The following is an 18,905-nucleotide window of genomic DNA, read 5'->3' on the forward strand; positions in this document are numbered from 1 at the left end:
GAAAGCATCGCGCGCGTTTGAGAGAAGGAACTCTAGTTTGGTCGGCCCTGGCCGCGCTGGACCAAAACGGCTGGCGATGCAAGGACAGCGCGCAATTCCCAAGAAATTCTTGCTATGTGTTGTGGGAAAAGATACGTAATCGGCAAATTTTCTACGAGTGGCCCGAAACACGTGAAAGTGAGTAATAATTGTGCCGATTTGTAAAAATTAGAACTGTTCAAAGCAGGTACTACATGGACTACAAGTGGAGAGTTCGTCGCACCGCTCTGGCGGCGCTGGTATTAATCGGGGGAATCGGTACGGGCTGCGCACAGACGCCGCCTGACAATTCAGCAGCAGCGAATGCAGCAGCAGCGGCGCCCGTAGCACAGACCACCGCCGCACCCGCAGTGCAGGACGATCAGGCCGCAACCCCTGCGTTGCCTTTGGCAGCGAGCCAGCCGGGCGTACTCACGCCGGATGAAGCGAAGCAGAACGCCGCGGGCAACGTCGCCGAGCTGCAGGAGATGCTGCGAGGCTCGGATCTCGCCGAACTGCGCACGACCTACAACGGCTCGTATGGCGCAAGCTTGCTGTTTTACGGCAAGGAAATGACGTACTACGTGACGCTGTTCCAGAACAAGACGTTCTGGCGCGTGATCAAGACGAGCGACGAGACGCGTGCTGAAGCCATCTATCGCGACTTCGCGGTGAAGTCGGGCCAGCTCGCCGAAGTGGAAATTCGCCGCACGCGCCTCGAAGCGCAGAAGGCGTTCACGGACCGCATGATCGCGCTCACGCAGGACCACGCGAACCGGCTCCAGGCGGATCTGGCTATCGCGCGCGAGCAGCAGGCGCTTGTCGCCGACCGGCAGAAGCAGGGCCGCGATCAGGCGAACGCGTTGCAGGCGCAGAAGACGGCCGCCCAGGCGCAACTGCGCACGGTCCAGCGTCAAGTGCGCGAACTGCAGCAACAAGTGGAAGGCGGTCTGCCGATCCGCTAATCGCCGGTGCGCGGTGTGGCCGGCGTGCTCACCCGGCGCCCGGCTGCGCAACGGGTTGTGCGAAACACGCGTATGCGGCACGCAAAAGGCGGAGCGTCATGGGCGCTCCGCCTTTCTTCATGGTGCGATCGTTCGGGTCGCGCTCAGTGCTTGCCGTGGCGATGCGTGTCGCGGCCCTTGCGAGTTTCGTCTGCGGAATGGGGCTTCGGTTGAGAGCCGGCAGGCGAGGGGTCGACGGCGATCGGATCGCTCGCGGGGAAGGTTTCTTCGAGCGCTTCGTCGAGCGGGTCTTGTTGCGAGGGTTGCGGGGCTTTCGGCTTGGATGCGCTCATGGCGGTCTCCGTTGCGATATGCGTCACGCCCAGAATAACGCAAAGCCGGAATCGTGACCGCGAGTCACGGCTGTCAGAGCGCGTCGGGAGACGGTGGAACGAAACTGAACGCAACCGCACCGTAGCTGTACGAAACGCGCGCACAAACAAGCAGGCGCGCCAAGGCGCGCCCGTACTGTACTGAATGTCGGCGTGATCGGCGTACCGTGCAGCGAGTACGCCAGCCAGCAGCGGCTTAGCTGTTGCCCGAGCCTTCGCCGCCGTTGCCGCCATTGTTCACCGCGCCGTAGAGGCGGCGGCGGCGCGTGACGACGACCGGGCCGTCCTGAGAGCCACGGTCATTGCCGGGGGCGCTCGATGCGCCCGACGGCGCGCCGGACGGCGCCGACCAGTTTTCACGTGGCTCGCGCGGTTCACGCGGTTCTCGTTGTTCACGCGGGCCATGGCCACCGTGGCTGCCGTGCGGGCCGCGGCTCGTATGCTCGCCGTGCGAGCTGCGAGCGCCGCCCGGGCGCGGACCCGGACGGGTGCCGGTGTCGAGCTGGATGGTCGAAATGGCGCGCTTGTAGATGCCTTGCAGGCCAACGGGCGTGCGCAGCATCACCAGATACTGATCGAACGACTCGATGCATCCGGTCAGGCGAATGCCGTTGACCAGATAGATTTCGACGCGCTTTCTTTCCTTACGCGCGGCGTTCATGAAGTCGTTTTGCGGGTGCGATTCTGCGGAAGGCATGGACTAGATTTGGCCAGGCGGCGCAATGCCGCAATCAGTTGGAAACGTTTGCTCGCCGCGATTCTACCTTGTGTCGGCGAAGCGCGCGTGCGGGAAAGTAAGCTTACTGCAGAACTATACCGGCTCGCGGCCGCGACCGCAGATTGACGAAAAATGCATCGCTGCGTCCCTTGTCGTCGGCTGCCGGGAAGGGGCGTGTCCGGATGACAGGTAGCGATGGGCAGCGACAGCGGTTTTCGGAAAGAGGCCTGCCGACGATAGGCCCGCGGATTGACAGACCCGCGCGACCTTTCGACGCGCATGCACTCACTCACACAGCGTAGTCCAAGACGGCCAGCCATGCTCGACCGATTCGAGGCGGATCACACGCTTATACGCGATTACACGATGGTTTTCGATCCGCTTGCGATGATTCTCGCGGTGCCCGAGGGCTTCGTTCCGTGCGGCGGCACACGAAAAGCGAAATCGCCGCCTGCGCGGAATAAGCGCACCCGCTGCAACGTTTAACGCGATATCGGTGATGAACCCAGTGGAGGTGATCATGGAGCGGCTTCGCAAAGGTCTCGCGTGTCTCGTTTGTGTGGCGCTGGCAGGCGTCGCGGGAGCCGGCCTCACGGCTTGCAGCGACATGAATTCAGGCGGGGCGTCGTCGAGCAGTTCGGGCGGCTCGTCGGGCGGCGGCTACTGAGCGGCGTGCGGCGTGTTGCGTCATCCGTCGCCGGAGTTCGAAGCGCAGGTCGTGGCGCAGCTCGGACCCATGCGCCGCTATGCGCGCGCCTTGACGGGCGACGCCGCCTGGGCTGACGACCTCGTGCAGGACGCCGCGGAGCGTGCGCTTTCGCGCTGGACTTCGTTTCGCCCGCAGAGCAATCTGCGCGCGTGGCTGCTCACGATCCTGCGCCATCTGTACATCGATCAGTTGCGCGGCCGGCGTGAGATTGCCGTCGACGATGAAGCTGCGCCGTGGCGCACGCTCGAGGCGCCGCACGGCGAGGTCGACGGTCTCGTGCTGCGCGATCTGCAGCGCGCGCTCTATGCGTTGCCTGCGGCGCAGCGCGAGGTGCTGCTGCTCGTGTGCGTGGAGGAGTTGAGCTACAGCGAGGCGTCGGCGGTGCTCGGGGTGCCGGCCGGCACGGTGATGTCGCGCCTGTCGCGAGCGCGCGAGCATCTGCGAGCGTTGCTCGATACGGGGCCGGTGCAGGATCCGGGGCGCGATCCGGCGCAGCGCGCCGCGCCGCTCAGGGTGGTGGGGACGCTACGATGAACGACAACGATCTCGGCCACGAACGCGACGGCGAAGGCGTGCCGCCTGCTTCGCCAGAAGAGGACCTTACGATGCTGGGCGCTTTCGTCGACGGCGAACTGCCCGCGGGCGAGTGCGAGGCGCTGCAGGCGCGCCTCGCCGACGATCCGCGTGCAGCGGCGCGCGTCGCGGCCTATCGCGCGCAGAAGGCCGCGCTGCAGGCGTTGTGTGAAGGCGCGCGCGTCGCGGGCGAGGATGCGGCGTCCGGCGCAGCCGAACCGGCAGGCAGCGCGCCCGCCGTGTTCGTCCTGCGTGCGGGCGAGCCGTGGTGGTGGCGCGCCGGCATCGCGGCGTCGTGGGTGGCGGTGGGCGCGGGGCTCGCGGTGGCGGCCACGGCGCTCGTGCCGCGGCTCGCGCCAGGCCTGGCTCCACTGGCGTTCGTTTCGGCGCCGGCGGCCGCGCGCAGCGAAACGCCCGAAGCGTTTGCGCGCCGCGCCGATATCGCGTACGCGGTGTATTCGCCGGAGCAGCGGCATCCCGTGGAAGTGGGCGCGGCCGACGAGGCGCATCTCGTCGCGTGGCTCTCCAGGCGGCTAGGCAAGCCGCTCTCGGTGCCGTCGCTGGCCGAATACGGCTATACGCTGGTGGGCGGGCGTCTCTTGCCCGGCAACACGGGGCCGGCCGCGCAATTCATGTACGAGAACGATGCGGGCGAGCGCCTCACGCTCTACGTGGCCAGTTCGGCCCGGGACCGGGACCCCGTGCGCCTCTTGCGCGACGGCAACCGCCGGACGTTCTACTGGAGCACCGAACGCACGGGCTATGCTCTCTCCGGGCCGCAGACAGAACCGAAGCTGCGCGAGATCGCGCTGGACGTATGCGGCGCGCTGGGCGGCAAGCCCGGGCAGTGGTGATGCGCGACGCCGGCGGAGCAGGCCCATGAGCGACCCCGCGCGCCGTGCCGCGCCCACCTTGCCTACTGGCATCGACGAGGCCCGTTTCGCGCGTGCGCTCGCCGCGTTCGAAGGCATCGTGGGCGCGCCGAACGTCTGCCGTGGCGGCGCAGCGCTCGATCCGTATTTCGATCCGTTCGTACCGCTCGCCGATGCGCACGCCTTCGCCCCTTCCGCTGCGATCCTCCCCGCAAGTGTCGAAGAGATCCGCGCGATCCTGCGTGTCGCGAACGACACGCGCGTGCCGCTGTGGACCGTTTCCGCGGGGCGCAACTTCGCCTATGGCGGTGCCGCGCCGCGTCTGGCGGGTTCGGTCGTCCTCGACCTGCAGCGCCTGAACCGGATCCTCGAAGTGGACGAGCGCCTCGCATGGGCGCGCGTCGAGCCGGGCGTGAGCTACTTCGATTTGCACGCACATCTGCGCGAACAGCATCTGCGCCTGTGGGTCGATCCGCCCGCGGCGGGCTGGGGCAGCGTGGTCGGCAACACGCTCGAGCGCGGCTTCGGGACGACCGCCTATGGCGACCACGCCGCCTCGCAGTGCGGCATGGAGGTCGTGCTCGCCAACGGTGATGTAGTGCGCACCGGCATGGGTGCGATCGAAAACGGCACGGCGTGGCAACTCTACCGGCCGGGCTACGGGCCTTCGTTCGATGCGCTCTTTACGCAGTCGAACTACGGCGTCGTCACGAAGATGGGGCTCTGGCTCATGCCCGCCCCGCGGGCCTTCGTGATCGGCGAGATCCAGTTCGCGCGTGAGGACGATCTCGGCGTGCTCGTCGATACGCTGCGCGCGCTGCAGCTCGGCGGCACGATACGTCAGCACGCAGCGATCGAAGGCGCGATCCGCCGCGCCGCGAGCCTCGCGCCTCGCGCTCGCTGGTACGAAGGCGAGGGCGCAATGCCCGAGGCCGCCGTCGCCGCGATGCAGCGCGATCTGGGCGTGGGCCGCTGGAATCTGCACTATGCGCTTTATGGCGAGCCCGAGGTGATCGACGTGGAACGGCGCATCGTCGAGCGTGCGTTTGCCGGCGTATCGGGTGTGCGTTTCTCGGCGCGTCGCTATGCCGAAGGCGACGAACCGCGGGGCGGCGCTGACCGCAATCTCGCCGGCATTCCCGCGATGAGCGCGTTTCGCATGCTCGACTGGTGCGGTGGCGACGGCGCGCACGTGGACTTCTCGCCGCTGTGCCCCGCCGATGGCCGCGACGCGCTGCGCCAGTACGCGCTCGTCAAGGCGCGCGCGGCCGAGTACGGTTTCGATTACTACGGCGGTTTCACCGCGGCGGGGCGCTATCTGCATCATGTATTCGCGGCGATCTTCGCGCGTGAGCGCCGCGACGATGCAGCCCGCGCGGGGGACCTGCTGCGCGCGCTGATGAGCGACGCGGGCGCGGCCGGCTACGGCGTCTACCGCTCGCATCTGCTCTACATGGACTACGCAGCGGCACAGTACGCCTTCAACGACGGCGCGCTGTTGCGTCTCGCGCAAACCGTGAAAGACGCACTCGATCCGCAGGGCGTCCTCTCGCCGGGCAAGCAGGGCATCTGGCCCGAGGCGTGGCGTGCGGAGCGCGGCTATACGTGATCGATTTAATCAAGACTGCGTAGCGATTGGCGGGAAGGATTCGTTGCAAGGCGCACGGAGGACACGATGGACAGGCGGGCTTTTCTCTGCGATGCCGGGGCCGTGGCGCTCGGCGCGGCTTGGCAGGCGCATGCGCTCAGCGTTGCGTTGGGCGTACGCGTGCCTCGTGCGGGTGCAGCGTTGGAGGCGCCAGGCGCCGCAGTGTTCGACCCGGCGCTCGAGCAGGGCCGCGTGCTCGAGCGCGCAGCGGCGCGCGCGGGATGTGTTGCGTGGGCCATCGGCGACGGCTGCGCCGATACGGCCGATAGCGACATCGGCACACTGTGGCACGCGCGGATCGCCCGGCGCCTCGAGCCTGGCGCGGACTTGACTGGCGCGTTGCGTCCCTCGGACCGATTCGTACTCGCGCGGCTAGCCAGCGCGCGCGGGGTGACGCTGCGCGACTTCGCTTAGGCAACCTTAGCAATAGCGCATCGACATCTCATGTCTGCGGCTTCTTCGCCGCTTTTGCGATTTCTTCGTCGCGCAGCTGGCGGCGCAGGATCTTGCCGATGGTCGATTGCGGCAGCGACTCACGGAACTCCACGATGCGCGGCACCTTGTAGCCCGTGAGCTGCTGGCGGCAGAACTGGATCAGCGCGGCTTCCGTGAGCGCGGGATCGCGCTTCACGATGAACACCTTGACGCGCTCGCCCTGCACCGGATCGGGCACGCCGATCGCCGCCACCTCGCGCACGCCGGGGTGCATCGCGACCACGTCCTCGATCTCGTTCGGATACACATTGAATCCCGACACGAGAATCATGTCCTTCTTGCGGTCGACGAGACGGATATAACCGCGCGCATCCATCATGCCGATGTCGCCGGTCGTGAGCCACCCGTCGGCAAACACCTCTGCCGTTTCGTCCGGGCGATTCCAGTAGCCCTTCATCACTTGCGGACCCTTGACACAGAGCTCGCCGGCTTCGCCGATGCCGGCCCACGTGCCGTTGTCCCTGCGAAAGCGCACCTGCGTGGACGGCGCGGGCAGCCCGATCGAGCCTTCCGGATGCGCCTCGTCTCCCTCTGCATGCGCGATATCGACGGGATTCATCGAAACGATCGGCGAGCACTCGGTGAGACCGTAGCCTTCCACGACGGGCTTGCCCGTGACGGCCCGGAACCGGTCGGCAACGGCCTTCTGCATGGCCATGCCGCCCGCCATCGCGAGTTTGAGGCCCGAGAAGTCGCGCTGGCGGAACGCCGCGTTGTCGAGCAGCGCGCTATAAAGCGTGTTGACCGCGCTGATGCAACTGAACGTCTCGTGCTCCAGTACCTTCATCACGCGCTTCATGTCGCGCGGATTGGCGATCAGGATGTTGCGTCCGCCGAGTGCGAGGAAGATCAGCGCATTGATGGTGAGCGAATAGATGTGATAGAGCGGCAAGGGTGTAAGCACCGTCTCGGCGTTGGCGTCGAACTGGTTGCCAATCCACGCCTTTGCCTGCTGCACGTTCGCGAGCACGTTGCCGTGCGTGAGCATCGCGCCCTTCGCGACACCCGTGGTGCCGCCCGTGTACTGGAGGAACGCGAGATCGTCGGCGTGGGTCGCCACCGGCGCGTGCGGGGCGCGCGCGCCTTGCGCGAGTGCGTCGAGCAGGCGCACGGCACGCGGAAGGTGGTAGGGCGGCACCATCTTCTTCACGTGGCGCAGCATGACGTTGACGAAGCGGCCCTTGAGGTTTAGCCCTTCGCCCAGCAAGTCGCCGAGCGCCGTCACGACGATGCGTTGCACCTGTGTGCCGGGCAGCGCCGCTTCGAGCGTGGCGGCGAAGTTCTCGAACACGACGATGGTCTGCGCGCCGCTGTCCTGCAACTGATGCTCGAGCTCGCGCACGGTGTAGAGCGGGTTGACGTTGACGATCACGGCGCCGGCCTTGAGCGCGCCGAAGAGGGCAACCGGATATTGCAAGGTGTTGGGCAGCATGATCGCGACTCGCTCGCCTGGCTGCACGCCCGCGCCTTGCAGCCAGGATGCGAACGCCGTGGCCTTGCGGGCGAGTGCGGCGTAGGTCATCGGCGAGCCGGCGCTCACGTAGGCGACGCGCTCGCTGAAGCGCGCCGTGCAGTCGTCGAAGTAATGGGTGAGCGAGGCGTACTGGCTTGCGGGGATTTCGCGCGGCACGCCGGGAGGGTACGAGGCGTACCAGATGCCGTCGGTGTTGGGAGGGGCCGCCTGAGGTGGGGCCGCCTGAGGTGCGCAAGCTGCCACCGGGCTCGCCGGATCGGGCTGGGGCGTGTCGCTCATAGTGGATCTCCGGACGGTAGCGCAACCGAGTGCCTTTCATCATGCAACGCCGCGCGCCGTGCGGCCAGGAGGTCTTACCCTGTGTGCGCAAGCGGGTGTTCGACCATCGTCAAAACCAGCAAAAAAGCCGTGCGGGCGAACCCGGCACGGCCTTTCATGGTGGTGCTGCGGTGCGGCGTTACGGGGCCGCGGGCACGTCAGACGCCCGACACCTCTTTCGCGGTCTGCGTCATGTCGATGCCTCGACGTTCGCGGCTGAACGGGATCAGCACAGCGATCACGATGGCGACCGTGCCGGCGACGATCGCCATGGCCATCGAGTAGTCCTGGTTGTGCGTTTCGGCGAGCGACGCCTGCAGCGTGGCGTTCACCGAAGCGAACAGGTTACCGAGCTGATAGACGAGGCCCGGGAAGGTCGCACGCACTTCGTCAGGCGAGATTTCATTGAGGTGAACCGGGATCACGCCCCAGGCGCCCTGCACCGAAATCTGCATGAGGAACGCGCCGAGCGCGAGCAGCACCGGCCCTTGCGAGAACGCCCACAGCGGCAGCACCGGCAGCGCGATCAGCGCGGCGATGAAGATTGCCTTGCGGCGGCCGATACTTTCGGAAATCCGACCGAAGAAGAGGCCACCCACGATCGCGCCGATATTGAGCACGATGGTGATGATTGAAACCGTGTGCGGATCGAAGTGATGCTGTTCGCGCAGGAAGGTCGGATACAGATCCTGCGTGCCGTGTGAGAAGAAGTTGAACGCCGTCATCAGCACGATGGCGTACAGGGAGAGCTTCCAGTTGTGCTTGAGCGTGGTGAGCAGGCTCGGACGCGGGCGCTTTTCCATCTCCTTGAAGGCCGGCGACTCGGGCACGTGCATACGCACATAGACCACGAGCAGCGCGGGCAGCACGCCGACGAAGAACATGCCACGCCAGCCGATGTACTGGTACAGCACACCGAACACGATCGAGGCGAGCAGATAGCCGCTCGGATAGCCCGCCTGCAGCAGCCCGGAAATGATGCCGCGCGACTTGGGCGGAATGGTTTCCATGGTGAGCGCCGAGCCCACGCCCCACTCGCCGCCCATCGCGACGCCGAAGAGCGCACGCAGGACGATGAAGGTCGCGAGGTTGGGCGAGAAGCCCGTGAGCAGTTCGAGTATCGAGTAGCACGCGATGTTGACCATCAGCGTGGGACGACGGCCGTATTTGTCGGCGAGGCGGCCGAATATCAGCGCGCCGAGCGGACGCATGGCCAGTGTCAGCGTAATGGCAAAAGCCACTGCGGGGATTTTGGTGTTGAATTCGGTGGCGATGTCTTTCAGAACGAAAACCATCAGAAAGAAATCGAATGCATCGAGCGTCCATCCCAGGTACGCCGCGATCGTGACGTTCTTCTGTTCACGCGTCCAGCTCATGTTGATTGTTCTCCTGTGATACTGGGGGCAATGCCATGTCTCCTGTCGATCGCAATTGGCGCTTGCACACCTCGCGCGATCTCATGCATGTGTCGGCATTGCCTTGTGTGGCTTGATTGTGTGGCTTGGAGCGGCCCCCCCGCAATGGGCTACGCGCCAGCAGTGTACGCCCGGCATTAAACATTTGCATGCATGTTGACTGGAACCCGTAGTAATCCCTGGGGGATTTAGCTAAATGCGAAAGCTTTTTGTTTTATTAGTAATTTAAATGTAATTTAAATGAAGGTCACTCAATGTGCGAATGAGTTAATCGATGCGCATGAATGAATGCAAACGAGCGGGCATTTGTCCGCTCGTTTGCGTTGAGAAGGCGCGCGTTGACACTCGTGTGCGCTATCCAGATGCCCCGCCGCCGCCGTGCCGGTCATCAGACCCGGCGAGGCAATCCGCTATTAAAAGATGTTGCGAAAGCCGACGGCGACGCCGGTCTGGTTGTTGCGACCCGGAAAGTCGGCCGTTGCCGAACCGGTGCCGCGCATGAAGTCGACCGTGCCATAGACTTCGGTGCGCCTCGACAGCGAGTACTCGGCCAGCAGGACTGCCGAGTAGCGCACGCCGGTGCTGAGCGTCACGCCGTCTTCATTGAGGCCGTTCTTTGCGTGGTCGTAGTAGTACGCTGCGGTCAGCAACAGCGGCGAGCTGACCTGCCACGTGGCACCCGCATAGAGACCGTTGTCGATACGGTTGGTTTTCGTCACGGGCGTCACGAAGTTGATCGCCGCGGGCGAGTTTGCGGCTGCCATGTACTGGTCGACCACGCCCGTATTGTCCTGCCCCCACAGCCAGCCGCCGTACAAATGCACCGGACCGAGCGCATAGACCGCGCCGAGGTTGGCCACGCGGTACTTGTTGTTGTGTGCGTCGCTATTCTGCTGGTAGCCCGCGAGCAGCGAGACCGGACCGGCTGCGTAGGTGGCCGTGAAGCCGTACATGTTGCTCGCGCCGACGCTGCCCGCCACGCCGCCGAAGCTGTACATGCCTTCGACTTCGAGGCCGCCGAACTTGCCGTCGTACTTGACCGAGTTGTTCTCACGCAGACCGTAGCCGAGTGCGCCCGGCAGCCAGCCGTCCTGGTCGAAGTTGCCTACGGTCAGCGGGTCGAAGGTATTACCCAGTTGATCGAACAGGGGCGTGTTCTGACGGCCCATCGTGACCGTGCCGTACTTGTTGCTCGACAGCCCCACGTACGCCATCCGGCTGAACAGCGTATTCGAGCTGGCCAGTTGGCCGTTCCAGAGATTGAACCCGTTCTCGAGGCGGAATACGGCCGAGAGGCCGCCGCCCAGATCCTCGGAGCCCTTCAGGCCCCAGCGGCTGCCGGTGACCGGACCTTGCGTCATCTGCAGTTCGTTGTCGTTGTGCGCGTTGGCGTTCGTGAGGTAGCGGATGCTGGTGTCGACGATGCCGTACAGCGTGACCGAGCTTTGCGCGAAGCTGTGCTGGCAAGCCAATGCGAGGGCGAGGCCGCCGACGGCGGATGCGATCTGGGTATGTCTCACGGTGGAATCCTTTCTTCTGCTGCGTGTTGTCAGTGCGTCGGGCCGCCGGGGTGCCGGGTCCCGAATTTTTCGTATGCCGAGCCGGTGGATGCCGGCCGGGGGGCCGATGATAGACGCTTGGTGAAGGGGTGAAAACGCTGGCTGTCGCGCGATTGCAACGGTTGCGCGCGCAATTAACTCGCCGCATGTTTGCTTTTTCAGCCGACCCAACCCGCATAGCGCCGGCGGCAAAGGCACAAATGCCGTTTAATGAACGGTCGTGCTTTTCCCTATTTTCCTGACTAGCGGGCCTCGCTAGAATCCTTGGCATCTCATCGCGTTCCGCAATCCGGAACGTCGGCCGGTCGACAGACATCAAGGAGACGAAAGCATGCGGGTCAGGGAAATGTTCGAACTGGGCGGTCAGGTCGCACTCATCACCGGCGGCTCGCGCGGGCTGGGTCTGCAGATGGCGCAGGCGCTCGGCGAGATGGGCTGCCATGTGGTGATCACGGCGCGCAAGGCCGACGAACTGGCCGAGGCGGCGGCCCATCTGCAGGCGCTCGGCATCAAGGCGACCACGATCGTGAGCGACCTGCAGCGCGCCGAGGCGGCCAAGCCGCTCGTGGACGAGACGCTGGCGGCCGGCGGGCAGATCGACATTCTCGTGAACAATGCGGGCGCCACGTGGGGCGCCCCTGCGGAGGACTATCCCGACGAGGCGTGGCACAAGGTCATGAACCTGAACGTGAACGCGCCGTTCTTCCTCGCGCGCGAAGTGGGCAAGCGCAGCATGATCCCGCGCCAGCGTGGCAAGATCATCAACGTGGCTTCGATTGCCGGCCTGAAGGGGGCGCTCGGACCCATGCAGACCATCGCGTACAACACCTCGAAGGCGGCGGCCATCAACTTTACGCGTGCGCTGGCTGCCGAATGGGGCAAGTACAACATCAACGTGAATGCGATCTGCCCGGGCTTCTTTCCCTCGAAGATGTCGGCGGGCCTGCTCGACAAGCTGGGACAGGTGGTGATCGACCATACGCCGCTGCACCGTCTCGGCGACGACGACGATCTCAAGGGCGCCGTGGTGTTTCTCGCGAGCCGGGCGTCTCGGCATATGACGGGTCAATATCTCGCCGTGGATGGCGGCGCGAGCATCGTCTGATTGCGCACGGTACGCGGCGCCAGCGCCCAGCGAGCAGTTGGCGGCCGCGTTCTTCACAAGTCTTGCCCGACGGAGCCCGCCATGTCCACGTCCGCCCCGACGCCTTCTGCACATTCACCGTCATCGCCGCTGCCGGCCTCGCCGCATTGGCCCTCGCATCTTTCCCCGCATCTGAGCATTCCGCAAACGAACCTCTTCTATAACGCAGAGGTGTCGGCGGCACGCTATCCCGACAAGCCGTTCATCGTCTTCTACGACACCCCCGTCACATTCGCGCAGTTCAAGGACGAGGCCGAGCGCGTAGCCGGCTATCTGCAGCAGGAATGCGGCGTGAAGGCCGGCGACCGCGTGCTGCTCTACATGCAGAACAGCCCACAGTGGGTCATCGCTTACTACGGCATCCTGCGCGCCAACGCCGTGGTCGTGCCGGTCAACCCGATGAACCTCACCGAGGAACTCGCGCACTACGTGCAAGACAGCGGCGCGACCACGGCTTTCGTCGCGCAGGACCTCTACCCGCGTATTGCGCCGCTCGTGCAGGAAGGTGAGGGCCTGCAGCATCTGCTCGTTGCGACGTATAGCGACTATCTGAAGTGCGAGCCGTTTTCGCCGCCGCCCGAGTTCGTGAGCGCACCGCGCACTGTGAGCGGTCCGGGCGTTGCGCACTGGGTCGACGTGCTCGAGGCGTGCTGCGTACCCGGCGCGCTGACCGCCGGTCCCGACGACCTCTGCGTGATGCCGTACACCTCGGGCACGACGGGCAAGCCCAAAGGCTGCATGCACACGCATCGCAGCGTGATGGCGACGGCCGTGGGCGGTTGCAACTGGTTTGGTAGCAATCAGGATGCCGTACAGCTTTCGGTGCTGCCGCTCTTTCATGTAACCGGTATGCAGGGCGGCATGAACAGTCCGATCTACAACGGCTCGACGGTGGTGTTGCTGCCGCGCTGGGATCGCGACGCTGCAGCGCGTGCGATCGAGCATTACCGCATCAACGGCTGGCAGGCGATCTCGACGATGGTGGTGGACTTCATCTCGAACCCGCGCATTCACGAGTACGACCTGTCGAGCCTCGCCTGGATGCGCGGCGGCGGCGCGACGATGCCCGACGCAGTCGTCAAGAAGCTCAAGGATCTCACCGGGCTCGACTTCGTCGAGGGCTACGGCATGTCGGAAACGATGGCAGGCACCCATATCAATCCGCCGCAGCGTCCCAAGCCGCAATGTCTCGGCATTCCGGTATTCGATGTCGACTCGCGCGTGATCGATCCGATCACGCTGGAGGAGGTCCCGCCAGGCGAATCGGGCGAGCTGATCATGCATGCGCCGCAGGTGATGCAGGGCTACTGGCGCGACCCCAAGGCGACGAGCGAAGCGTTCATCGAACGCGACGGCAAGCGCTTCCTGCGCACGGGCGACCTCGCGCGGCGCGACGAAGAAGGCTATTACTTCATGACCGACCGCCTCAAGCGCATGATCAACGCGTCGGGGTACAAGGTCTGGCCGGCCGAGGTCGAGGCGCTGATGTACCGGCATCCGGCGATCAACGAGGTGTGCATCATTGGTACCCAGGACGCGCGCCGCGGCGAGACCGTGAAGGCCGTGGTCGTGCTCGATCCGAAACAGGCCGGCAGCGTGAACGAAGACGACATCATCGCCTGGGCGCACGACAACATGGCCGCGTACAAAGCGCCGCGCATCGTGCAGTTCGTGGACGCCCTGCCGAAGTCGGGCAGCGGCAAGATTCTGTGGCGCAAGCTGCAGGAACAAGAGGCCGAGGCGCGCCGCAACGCCTGAACGCGCAGGCCTGCGCAATTCTCTTTCGTTGTCCTTCAATATCGACCCCGTCTGGATAGCGCGCTAATGCGCGCGAATCCAGCCGGGTTTCGTCTTTATCGGGCTCGCACTTCGCCCTTGCGCATCAGGCGCCGGCAAGTGCAGGCAAACCGCCTTCGCGCCAATCCTGCTCCATCGCGGCTGCCATTCCCCATTCCTGTGAACCGCGTTGAGCGGGCGCGGCCAGCGGCCATTCACCGGGCGCCTGTGCGTTCTTGCGAGCAAGGATCGCCTCGCACAGGAACTCCATGCTGTACGCCTTCAGCAGATGCGGGTGATTCGTCTCGATATAGGCGGCGACGCGCGCATATTCGCCGGCGATCGATGCGAGCGAGTAGAGCGTACGTGCATCCCAGCGAAAACGCAGGCCGAGTTCGGCGAATGCCGTATTGAACGCGCACAGCTGCGCTTCCAGTTGACGATCTTGGCGGGTGTCCAGGTGGCTCATGGCTGTCTCCTCATGTCGAGTGGCGTGAAGCAAGAGTAGAAGCGCCAATGAATAACCGATAGTTAAAGTTTTTTTAGAAAAATATAAGTAAGGCTGTATGGATTGAGGATTAGGCTGGCCAATCTAGCGAGACCTGCATCCGGTCCGCGTAAACCCCGCTTAGCCATGAGCGCTGTACTGATATATTGTATTGGAAATATGAAATTACCCAGCAGCGCCGGCTAAACAGAACGTTGGAGACAAACGACCGATGTCCGCCGAAAGAGAATTCGTCACCGGGATGCCCCCGGTCACCTTGACGCTGGAGCCGATCAACGCAACCGCTTCGCTGCGCGATCAGGCTTACGCGAAGCTCAAGCAGGCCATTGCCGAAACCGACATCTACCGCTCGCGAGACGAGATCCGGCTAGACGAGAAGGAATTGACCGAGAAGCTCGGCGTGAGCCGAACGCCGGTTCGCGAGGCGATGACGCTGCTGGAACAGGAGGGCTTTCTGCGCACGGTGCCGCGCCGCGGTGTTTACATCCTGCGCAAGACGCGCAAGGAGATCGTGGAGATGATCTATATGTGGGCCGCGCTCGAAAGCATCGCCGCGCGCCTCGCCACGCAACGCGCCTCGGACGACGACATCGCGGGTCTGCGGCGCATGTTCGCGACCTTCGGCGATTCGACGCCATCGGACCACATAGAGGAGTACTCGGAAGCGAACATCATGTTTCACCAGTCACTGGTGGAGCTATCGAAGTCGCCCATCATCGTCGACACCATCAAGAACATCTTCATGCATGTGCGCGCGATCCGGCGCATGACGATCGCGCAGAGCGATCGCGCGTCGCGCTCGATCGTGGAGCACATGCGCATTATCGAAGCGCTCGAGGCGCGCGACACCGAGCGCGTCGAGCAGCTCGTGCGGCAGCACTCGATCGAACTCGCGCTGTTCGTGGAAGCCAACTGCGATTTTCTGGACTGACACGTAGTGGGCGCCGCGTCGATCCGCCGGTTCATATCGGCTCGGCGCATGAGTCAGGGGCAGCGATACGCAGGTCGTCTGAATGAGCGTCGCGATGCTGAAAGAAAAGTATGGAGTCCGTAACAAGTTCGTTGGGACGTTTGGGCCGATTGTAGATGCTTGCCCGTGGTGTGCCGCATCAACGTTTGCCGCTTGGCGAGCGATCGAACGAGACCGCAACGGTGCAGCGCGGCGCGATGCAGTGCAGCAAACGCGGCATGGATAAAAAAACGTCTTGACTAATACTGTGTGTGGAATATTGTATATCACGGATCGCACAACGCCCCGCCAAAGAGGAGACGTCATGGCAGAAGCAGGCATCAACGAGGCACAGCAGAACCCTGTGCCGGAAGCGCAGCAAACGACCGATGGTTTTCATCTCGTCATCGACGCGCTGAAACTCAACGATATCGACACGATCTTCGGTCTCGTCGGTATTCCGATTACCGATCTCGCCCGTATCGCGCAGGCCGAGGGCATGCGCTTCATCGGCTTCCGGCATGAGCAGAACGCCGGCAACGCCGCGGCCGTGGCGGGCTACATGACGAAGAAGCCGGGCATCTGCCTGACCGTCTCCGCGCCGGGTTTCCTGAACGGCCTCACGGCACTGGCCAACGCGACCACGAACTGCTTCCCGATGATTCTCATCAGCGGTTCGAGCGAGCGCGAGATCGTCGACTTGCAGCAGGGCGACTACGAAGAGATGGACCAGCTCAACGCGGCGAAGCCTTATGCCAAGGCGGCGTATCGCGTGCTGCACGCCGAGGACATCGGCGTCGGCATTGCGCGCGCGATTCGCGCGGCCGTCTCGGGCCGCCCCGGCGGCGTGTATCTCGACCTGCCGGCCAAGCTGCTTGCGCAGACCATCGACGCGGTGAAGGGCCAGCAATCGCTCATCAAGGTCGTCGACGCGGCGCCGCGCCAGATTCCCGCACCGGATGCGGTGCAACGCGCTATCGAAGTGCTCAGGAATGCAAAGCGTCCGCTGATCCTGCTCGGCAAGGGCGCCGCCTACGCCCAGGCCGACGCGCAAATCCGCGAACTGGTCGAGAAGAGCGGTATTCCGTATCTGCCGATGTCGATGGCCAAGGGGCTCTTGCCCGACACGCACGAGCAGTCGGCGTCGGCCGCGCGCTCGTTCGTGCTGGCCGAGTCGGACGCCGTGGTGCTGATCGGCGCTCGCCTGAACTGGCTGCTCTCGCATGGCAAGGGCAAGACCTGGGGCGCGGCCGCCGGACCGAAGCAGTTCGTGCAGATCGACATCGCCCCGACGGAAATCGACAGCAACGTCGCCATCGAAGCGCCGGTGATCGGCGACATCGGTTCGTGCGTGGAAGCGCTCGTGGCCGGCCTCGGCACTGACTTCCCGAAGCCGCCGGCAGAGTGGCTCGATGCCGTGGCCGAACGCAAGAACAAGAACCTCGAAAAGATGGCCGCGACGCTCGCGAAGAACCCGTCGCCGATGAACTTCCACAGCGCGCTGCGCGCGATCCGCGACGTGCTTAAGACGCGCCCCGACATCAACGTGGTCAACGAAGGTGCGAACACGCTCGACTACGCGCGCAGCATCATCGACATGTACCAGCCGCGCAAGCGCTTCGACTCGGGCACGTGGGGGATCATGGGCATCGGCATGGGCTTCGCGATCGGCGCGGCGGTGACGAGCGGCACGCAGGTCGTGGCGATCGAGGGCGACAGCGCGTTCGGCTTCTCGGGCATGGAGCTCGAAACGATCTGCCGCTACAACCTGCCGGTCTGCACCATCGTGTTCAACAACAACGGTGTGTATCGCGGCACGGACGTCAACCCGAGCGGCGGCTGCGACGTCGCGCCGACGGTGTTCGTGAAGAACGCGCGCTACGACAAGATGATCGAGGCCTTCGGCGGCATCGGCCATCAGGCGACGACGCCCGAAGAACTCACGAGCGCGCTGCTCGAAGCGATCGCGTCGGGCAAGCCCACGTTGATCAACGCAGTCATCGACGAATCGGCCGGGACCGAAAGCGGTCGTCTCACGAATCTGAATCCGCAAAGCGCGGCCATGAAGAAATAAGCCCCATAAATCAGCTAGATCAGATCGATCAGGTAGACCAGGAGATACGAGAAATGAGCAAACCCCTCGACGGAATCAAGATCATCGACTTCACGCACGTACAGGCCGGTCCCGCCTGCACGCAGATGCTCGCGTGGTTCGGTGCGGACGTGATCAAGGTGGAGCGCCCCGGCGCCGGCGACGTGACGCGCTCGCAACTGCGCGACATTCCCGAAGTCGATGCCCTGTACTTCACCATGCTCAACAGCAACAAGCGCTCGCTCACGCTCGACACGAAGAAGCCCGAAGGCAAGGAAGTGCTGGAAAAGCTGATTCGCGAATCGGACGTGATGGTCGAAAACTTCGGCCCCGGCGCACTGGACCGCATGGGCTTCACATGGGAGCGCATCAAGGAACTCAACCCGAAGATGATCGTTGCTTCGGTGAAGGGCTTCAGCGAAGGCCACCACTACGACGACCTCAAGGTCTACGAGAACGTCGCGCAGTGCGCGGGAGGCGCAGCCTCGACCACGGGCTTCTGGGACGGTCCGCCCACGGTGAGCGCCGCTGCGCTCGGCGACAGCAACACGGGCATGCACCTCGCCATCGGCATTCTCACGGCGCTGATCGGCCGGGACAAAACGGGTAAGGGCCAGAAGGTGGCCGTGTCGATGCAGGACAGCGTGGTCAACCTGTGCCGCGTGAAGCTGCGCGACCAGCAGCGCCTGGACCGCCTGGGCTACCTCGAGGAATACCCGCAGTACCCGCACGGCACCTTCAGCGACGTCGTGCCGCGCGGTGGCAACGCAGGCGGCGGCGGCCAACCGGGCTGGGTTCTGAAGTGCAAGGGCTGGGAGACGGACCCGAACGCGTATATCTACTTCACGGTGCAGGGCCACGCGTGGGAGCCGATCTGCCGTGCTCTGGGCAAACCCGAATGGATCGACGACCCGAACTACGCTACGGCGCAGGCGCGCCAACCGCATATCTTCGACATCTTCGCGACGATCGAAGCGTGGCTCGCCGACAAGACCAAGTTCGAAGCGGTCGACATCCTGCGCAAGTTCGACATTCCGTGCGCGCCGGTGCTCAGCATGAAGGAAATTGCTAATGACCCGTCGCTGCGCGCGAGCGGTACTATCGTCGAAGTGCCGCACAAGGCGCGCGGCTCGTACCTCACGGTGGGCAGCCCGATCAAGTTCTCGGACCTGAAGCCGGAAATCACGGGTTCGCCGCTGCTCGGCGAGCACACCGACCAGGTGCTGGCCGACCTCGGCTACACGGCGCAGCAGATCGCGGCGCTGCACGAGGTGCGCGCGGTTTGAGCTCCGCGTCGAGTT

18 protein-coding genes and 1 pseudogene are annotated in these 18,905 nt (G+C 64.5%); 12 read left to right on the plus strand and 7 right to left on the minus strand.

Annotated features, from left to right (window positions below; all coding sequences use genetic code 11):
* Positions 1-47 precede the first annotated feature (47 nt).
* Both AB3X99_RS03915 and AB3X99_RS03920 read left to right on the plus strand, forming a co-directional pair.
* A pseudogene (locus AB3X99_RS03915) lies at positions 48-185 on the plus strand (Fis family transcriptional regulator); the annotation flags it as partial.
* Between the two features lie 48 nt (positions 186-233).
* Complete coding sequence (locus AB3X99_RS03920) at positions 234-983, plus strand: DUF2968 domain-containing protein (RefSeq protein WP_069267863.1); 750 nt, start codon at positions 234-236, stop codon at positions 981-983.
* Between the two features lie 143 nt (positions 984-1,126).
* Here AB3X99_RS03920 and AB3X99_RS03925 read toward each other — a convergent pair whose 3' ends face one another.
* The 3 genes from AB3X99_RS03925 to AB3X99_RS03935 form a co-directional block, all read right to left on the minus strand.
* Positions 1,127-1,315, minus strand: a complete 189-nt coding sequence (locus AB3X99_RS03925) for a hypothetical protein (protein ID WP_342945610.1) — start codon at positions 1,313-1,315, stop codon at positions 1,127-1,129.
* Between the two features lie 235 nt (positions 1,316-1,550).
* The gene (gene hfq, locus AB3X99_RS03930; RefSeq protein ID WP_342945611.1) at positions 1,551-2,051 is read right to left on the minus strand and encodes an RNA chaperone Hfq; all 501 of its coding nucleotides are present in this window, start codon (positions 2,049-2,051) and stop codon (positions 1,551-1,553) included.
* Positions 2,052-2,357: 306 nt separating this feature from the next.
* Entirely contained in the window at positions 2,358-2,594 is a 237-nt protein-coding gene (locus AB3X99_RS03935; RefSeq protein ID WP_368616163.1) for a hypothetical protein, read from the minus strand.
* Here AB3X99_RS03935 and AB3X99_RS03940 point away from each other — a divergent pair.
* From AB3X99_RS03940 to AB3X99_RS03960, 5 genes are all read left to right on the plus strand, one after another.
* A complete protein-coding gene (locus AB3X99_RS03940; RefSeq protein WP_342945612.1) occupies positions 2,593-2,739 on the plus strand; it encodes a hypothetical protein in 147 nt (48 codons plus the stop codon). The two genes, AB3X99_RS03935 and AB3X99_RS03940, sit on opposite strands and share 2 nt — an antisense overlap.
* Before the next feature lie 69 nt (positions 2,740-2,808).
* Positions 2,809-3,315: a sigma-70 family RNA polymerase sigma factor gene (locus tag AB3X99_RS03945; RefSeq protein ID WP_069267926.1), complete on the plus strand. Its 507-nt coding sequence runs from the start codon at positions 2,809-2,811 to the stop codon at positions 3,313-3,315.
* Positions 3,316-3,386: 71 nt separating this feature from the next.
* The gene (locus AB3X99_RS03950) at positions 3,387-4,208 is read left to right on the plus strand and encodes an anti-sigma factor (RefSeq protein ID WP_141710849.1); all 822 of its coding nucleotides are present in this window, start codon (positions 3,387-3,389) and stop codon (positions 4,206-4,208) included.
* Between the two features lie 25 nt (positions 4,209-4,233).
* Positions 4,234-5,835 (plus strand): FAD-binding oxidoreductase, encoded by a 1,602-nt coding sequence (locus tag AB3X99_RS03955; RefSeq protein WP_342945613.1) that lies wholly within the window; start codon positions 4,234-4,236, stop codon positions 5,833-5,835.
* A 66-nt stretch (positions 5,836-5,901) separates the two neighbouring features.
* Positions 5,902-6,288 (plus strand): hypothetical protein, encoded by a 387-nt coding sequence (locus AB3X99_RS03960; protein WP_342945614.1) that lies wholly within the window; start codon positions 5,902-5,904, stop codon positions 6,286-6,288.
* A gap of 28 nt (positions 6,289-6,316) precedes the next feature.
* Here AB3X99_RS03960 and AB3X99_RS03965 read toward each other — a convergent pair whose 3' ends face one another.
* The 3 genes from AB3X99_RS03965 to AB3X99_RS03975 form a co-directional block, all read right to left on the minus strand.
* Positions 6,317-8,122: an AMP-binding protein gene (locus AB3X99_RS03965; protein ID WP_368616164.1), complete on the minus strand. Its 1,806-nt coding sequence runs from the start codon at positions 8,120-8,122 to the stop codon at positions 6,317-6,319.
* A 197-nt stretch (positions 8,123-8,319) separates the two neighbouring features.
* Positions 8,320-9,537, minus strand: a complete 1,218-nt coding sequence (locus AB3X99_RS03970) for an MFS transporter (protein ID WP_069267857.1) — start codon at positions 9,535-9,537, stop codon at positions 8,320-8,322.
* Between the two features lie 452 nt (positions 9,538-9,989).
* Positions 9,990-11,096, minus strand: a complete 1,107-nt coding sequence (locus AB3X99_RS03975; protein WP_342945616.1) for a porin — start codon at positions 11,094-11,096, stop codon at positions 9,990-9,992.
* Positions 11,097-11,466: 370 nt separating this feature from the next.
* Between AB3X99_RS03975 and AB3X99_RS03980 the strand changes: the two genes are divergently transcribed.
* Both AB3X99_RS03980 and AB3X99_RS03985 read left to right on the plus strand, forming a co-directional pair.
* Entirely contained in the window at positions 11,467-12,240 is a 774-nt protein-coding gene (locus AB3X99_RS03980) for an SDR family oxidoreductase (protein ID WP_069267855.1), read from the plus strand.
* An 81-nt stretch (positions 12,241-12,321) separates the two neighbouring features.
* Positions 12,322-14,037 (plus strand): long-chain fatty acid--CoA ligase, encoded by a 1,716-nt coding sequence (locus AB3X99_RS03985; RefSeq protein ID WP_368616165.1) that lies wholly within the window; start codon positions 12,322-12,324, stop codon positions 14,035-14,037.
* Between the two features lie 124 nt (positions 14,038-14,161).
* On the opposite strand, the gene AB3X99_RS03990 is transcribed toward AB3X99_RS03985, so the two are convergent.
* Positions 14,162-14,557: a hypothetical protein gene (locus AB3X99_RS03990; protein ID WP_342945619.1), complete on the minus strand. Its 396-nt coding sequence runs from the start codon at positions 14,555-14,557 to the stop codon at positions 14,162-14,164.
* 217 nt (positions 14,558-14,774) lie between these two features.
* Between AB3X99_RS03990 and AB3X99_RS03995 the strand changes: the two genes are divergently transcribed.
* The 3 genes from AB3X99_RS03995 to frc all read left to right on the plus strand — a co-directional run bounded on the left by AB3X99_RS03995 (position 14,775) and on the right by frc (position 18,890).
* Complete coding sequence (locus AB3X99_RS03995) at positions 14,775-15,494, plus strand: GntR family transcriptional regulator (protein WP_069267852.1); 720 nt, start codon at positions 14,775-14,777, stop codon at positions 15,492-15,494.
* Positions 15,495-15,837: 343 nt separating this feature from the next.
* A complete protein-coding gene (gene oxc, locus AB3X99_RS04000) occupies positions 15,838-17,586 on the plus strand; it encodes an oxalyl-CoA decarboxylase (protein ID WP_368616166.1) in 1,749 nt (582 codons plus the stop codon).
* A gap of 53 nt (positions 17,587-17,639) precedes the next feature.
* Positions 17,640-18,890 carry a formyl-CoA transferase gene (frc, locus tag AB3X99_RS04005; RefSeq protein WP_069267850.1) on the plus strand — a complete coding sequence of 417 codons (1,251 nt, stop codon included), beginning with the start codon at positions 17,640-17,642 and terminating at the stop codon, positions 18,888-18,890.
* Positions 18,891-18,905 lie beyond the last annotated feature (15 nt).

The sequence above is a fragment of the Paraburkholderia sp. BR10882 genome (assembly GCF_040948855.1).
Taxonomy (GTDB): Bacteria; Pseudomonadota; Gammaproteobacteria; order Burkholderiales; family Burkholderiaceae; genus Paraburkholderia; species Paraburkholderia nodosa_A.

Bases quoted from the DNA above. Each gene is read 5' to 3' on its own strand.
- oxc (WP_368616166.1), top strand. From the start codon at position 15,838: ATGGCAGAAGCAGGCATCAACGAGGCACAGCAGAACCCTGTGCCGGAA.
- AB3X99_RS03965 (WP_368616164.1), bottom strand. From the start codon at position 8,122: ATGAGCGACACGCCCCAGCCCGATCCGGCGAGCCCGGTGGCAGCTTGC.
- AB3X99_RS03985 (WP_368616165.1), top strand. From the start codon at position 12,322: ATGTCCACGTCCGCCCCGACGCCTTCTGCACATTCACCGTCATCGCCG.
- AB3X99_RS03980 (WP_069267855.1), top strand. From the start codon at position 11,467: ATGCGGGTCAGGGAAATGTTCGAACTGGGCGGTCAGGTCGCACTCATC.
- AB3X99_RS03940 (WP_342945612.1), top strand. From the start codon at position 2,593: ATGGAGCGGCTTCGCAAAGGTCTCGCGTGTCTCGTTTGTGTGGCGCTG.
- AB3X99_RS03995 (WP_069267852.1), top strand. From the start codon at position 14,775: ATGTCCGCCGAAAGAGAATTCGTCACCGGGATGCCCCCGGTCACCTTG.
- AB3X99_RS03960 (WP_342945614.1), top strand. From the start codon at position 5,902: ATGGACAGGCGGGCTTTTCTCTGCGATGCCGGGGCCGTGGCGCTCGGC.
- AB3X99_RS03935 (WP_368616163.1), bottom strand. From the start codon at position 2,594: ATGATCACCTCCACTGGGTTCATCACCGATATCGCGTTAAACGTTGCA.
- AB3X99_RS03925 (WP_342945610.1), bottom strand. From the start codon at position 1,315: ATGAGCGCATCCAAGCCGAAAGCCCCGCAACCCTCGCAACAAGACCCG.
- AB3X99_RS03950 (WP_141710849.1), top strand. From the start codon at position 3,387: ATGCTGGGCGCTTTCGTCGACGGCGAACTGCCCGCGGGCGAGTGCGAG.
- AB3X99_RS03970 (WP_069267857.1), bottom strand. From the start codon at position 9,537: ATGAGCTGGACGCGTGAACAGAAGAACGTCACGATCGCGGCGTACCTG.
- AB3X99_RS03920 (WP_069267863.1), top strand. From the start codon at position 234: ATGGACTACAAGTGGAGAGTTCGTCGCACCGCTCTGGCGGCGCTGGTA.
- AB3X99_RS03945 (WP_069267926.1), top strand. From the start codon at position 2,809: ATGCGCCGCTATGCGCGCGCCTTGACGGGCGACGCCGCCTGGGCTGAC.
- AB3X99_RS03955 (WP_342945613.1), top strand. From the start codon at position 4,234: ATGAGCGACCCCGCGCGCCGTGCCGCGCCCACCTTGCCTACTGGCATC.
- frc (WP_069267850.1), top strand. From the start codon at position 17,640: ATGAGCAAACCCCTCGACGGAATCAAGATCATCGACTTCACGCACGTA.
- hfq (WP_342945611.1), bottom strand. From the start codon at position 2,051: ATGCCTTCCGCAGAATCGCACCCGCAAAACGACTTCATGAACGCCGCG.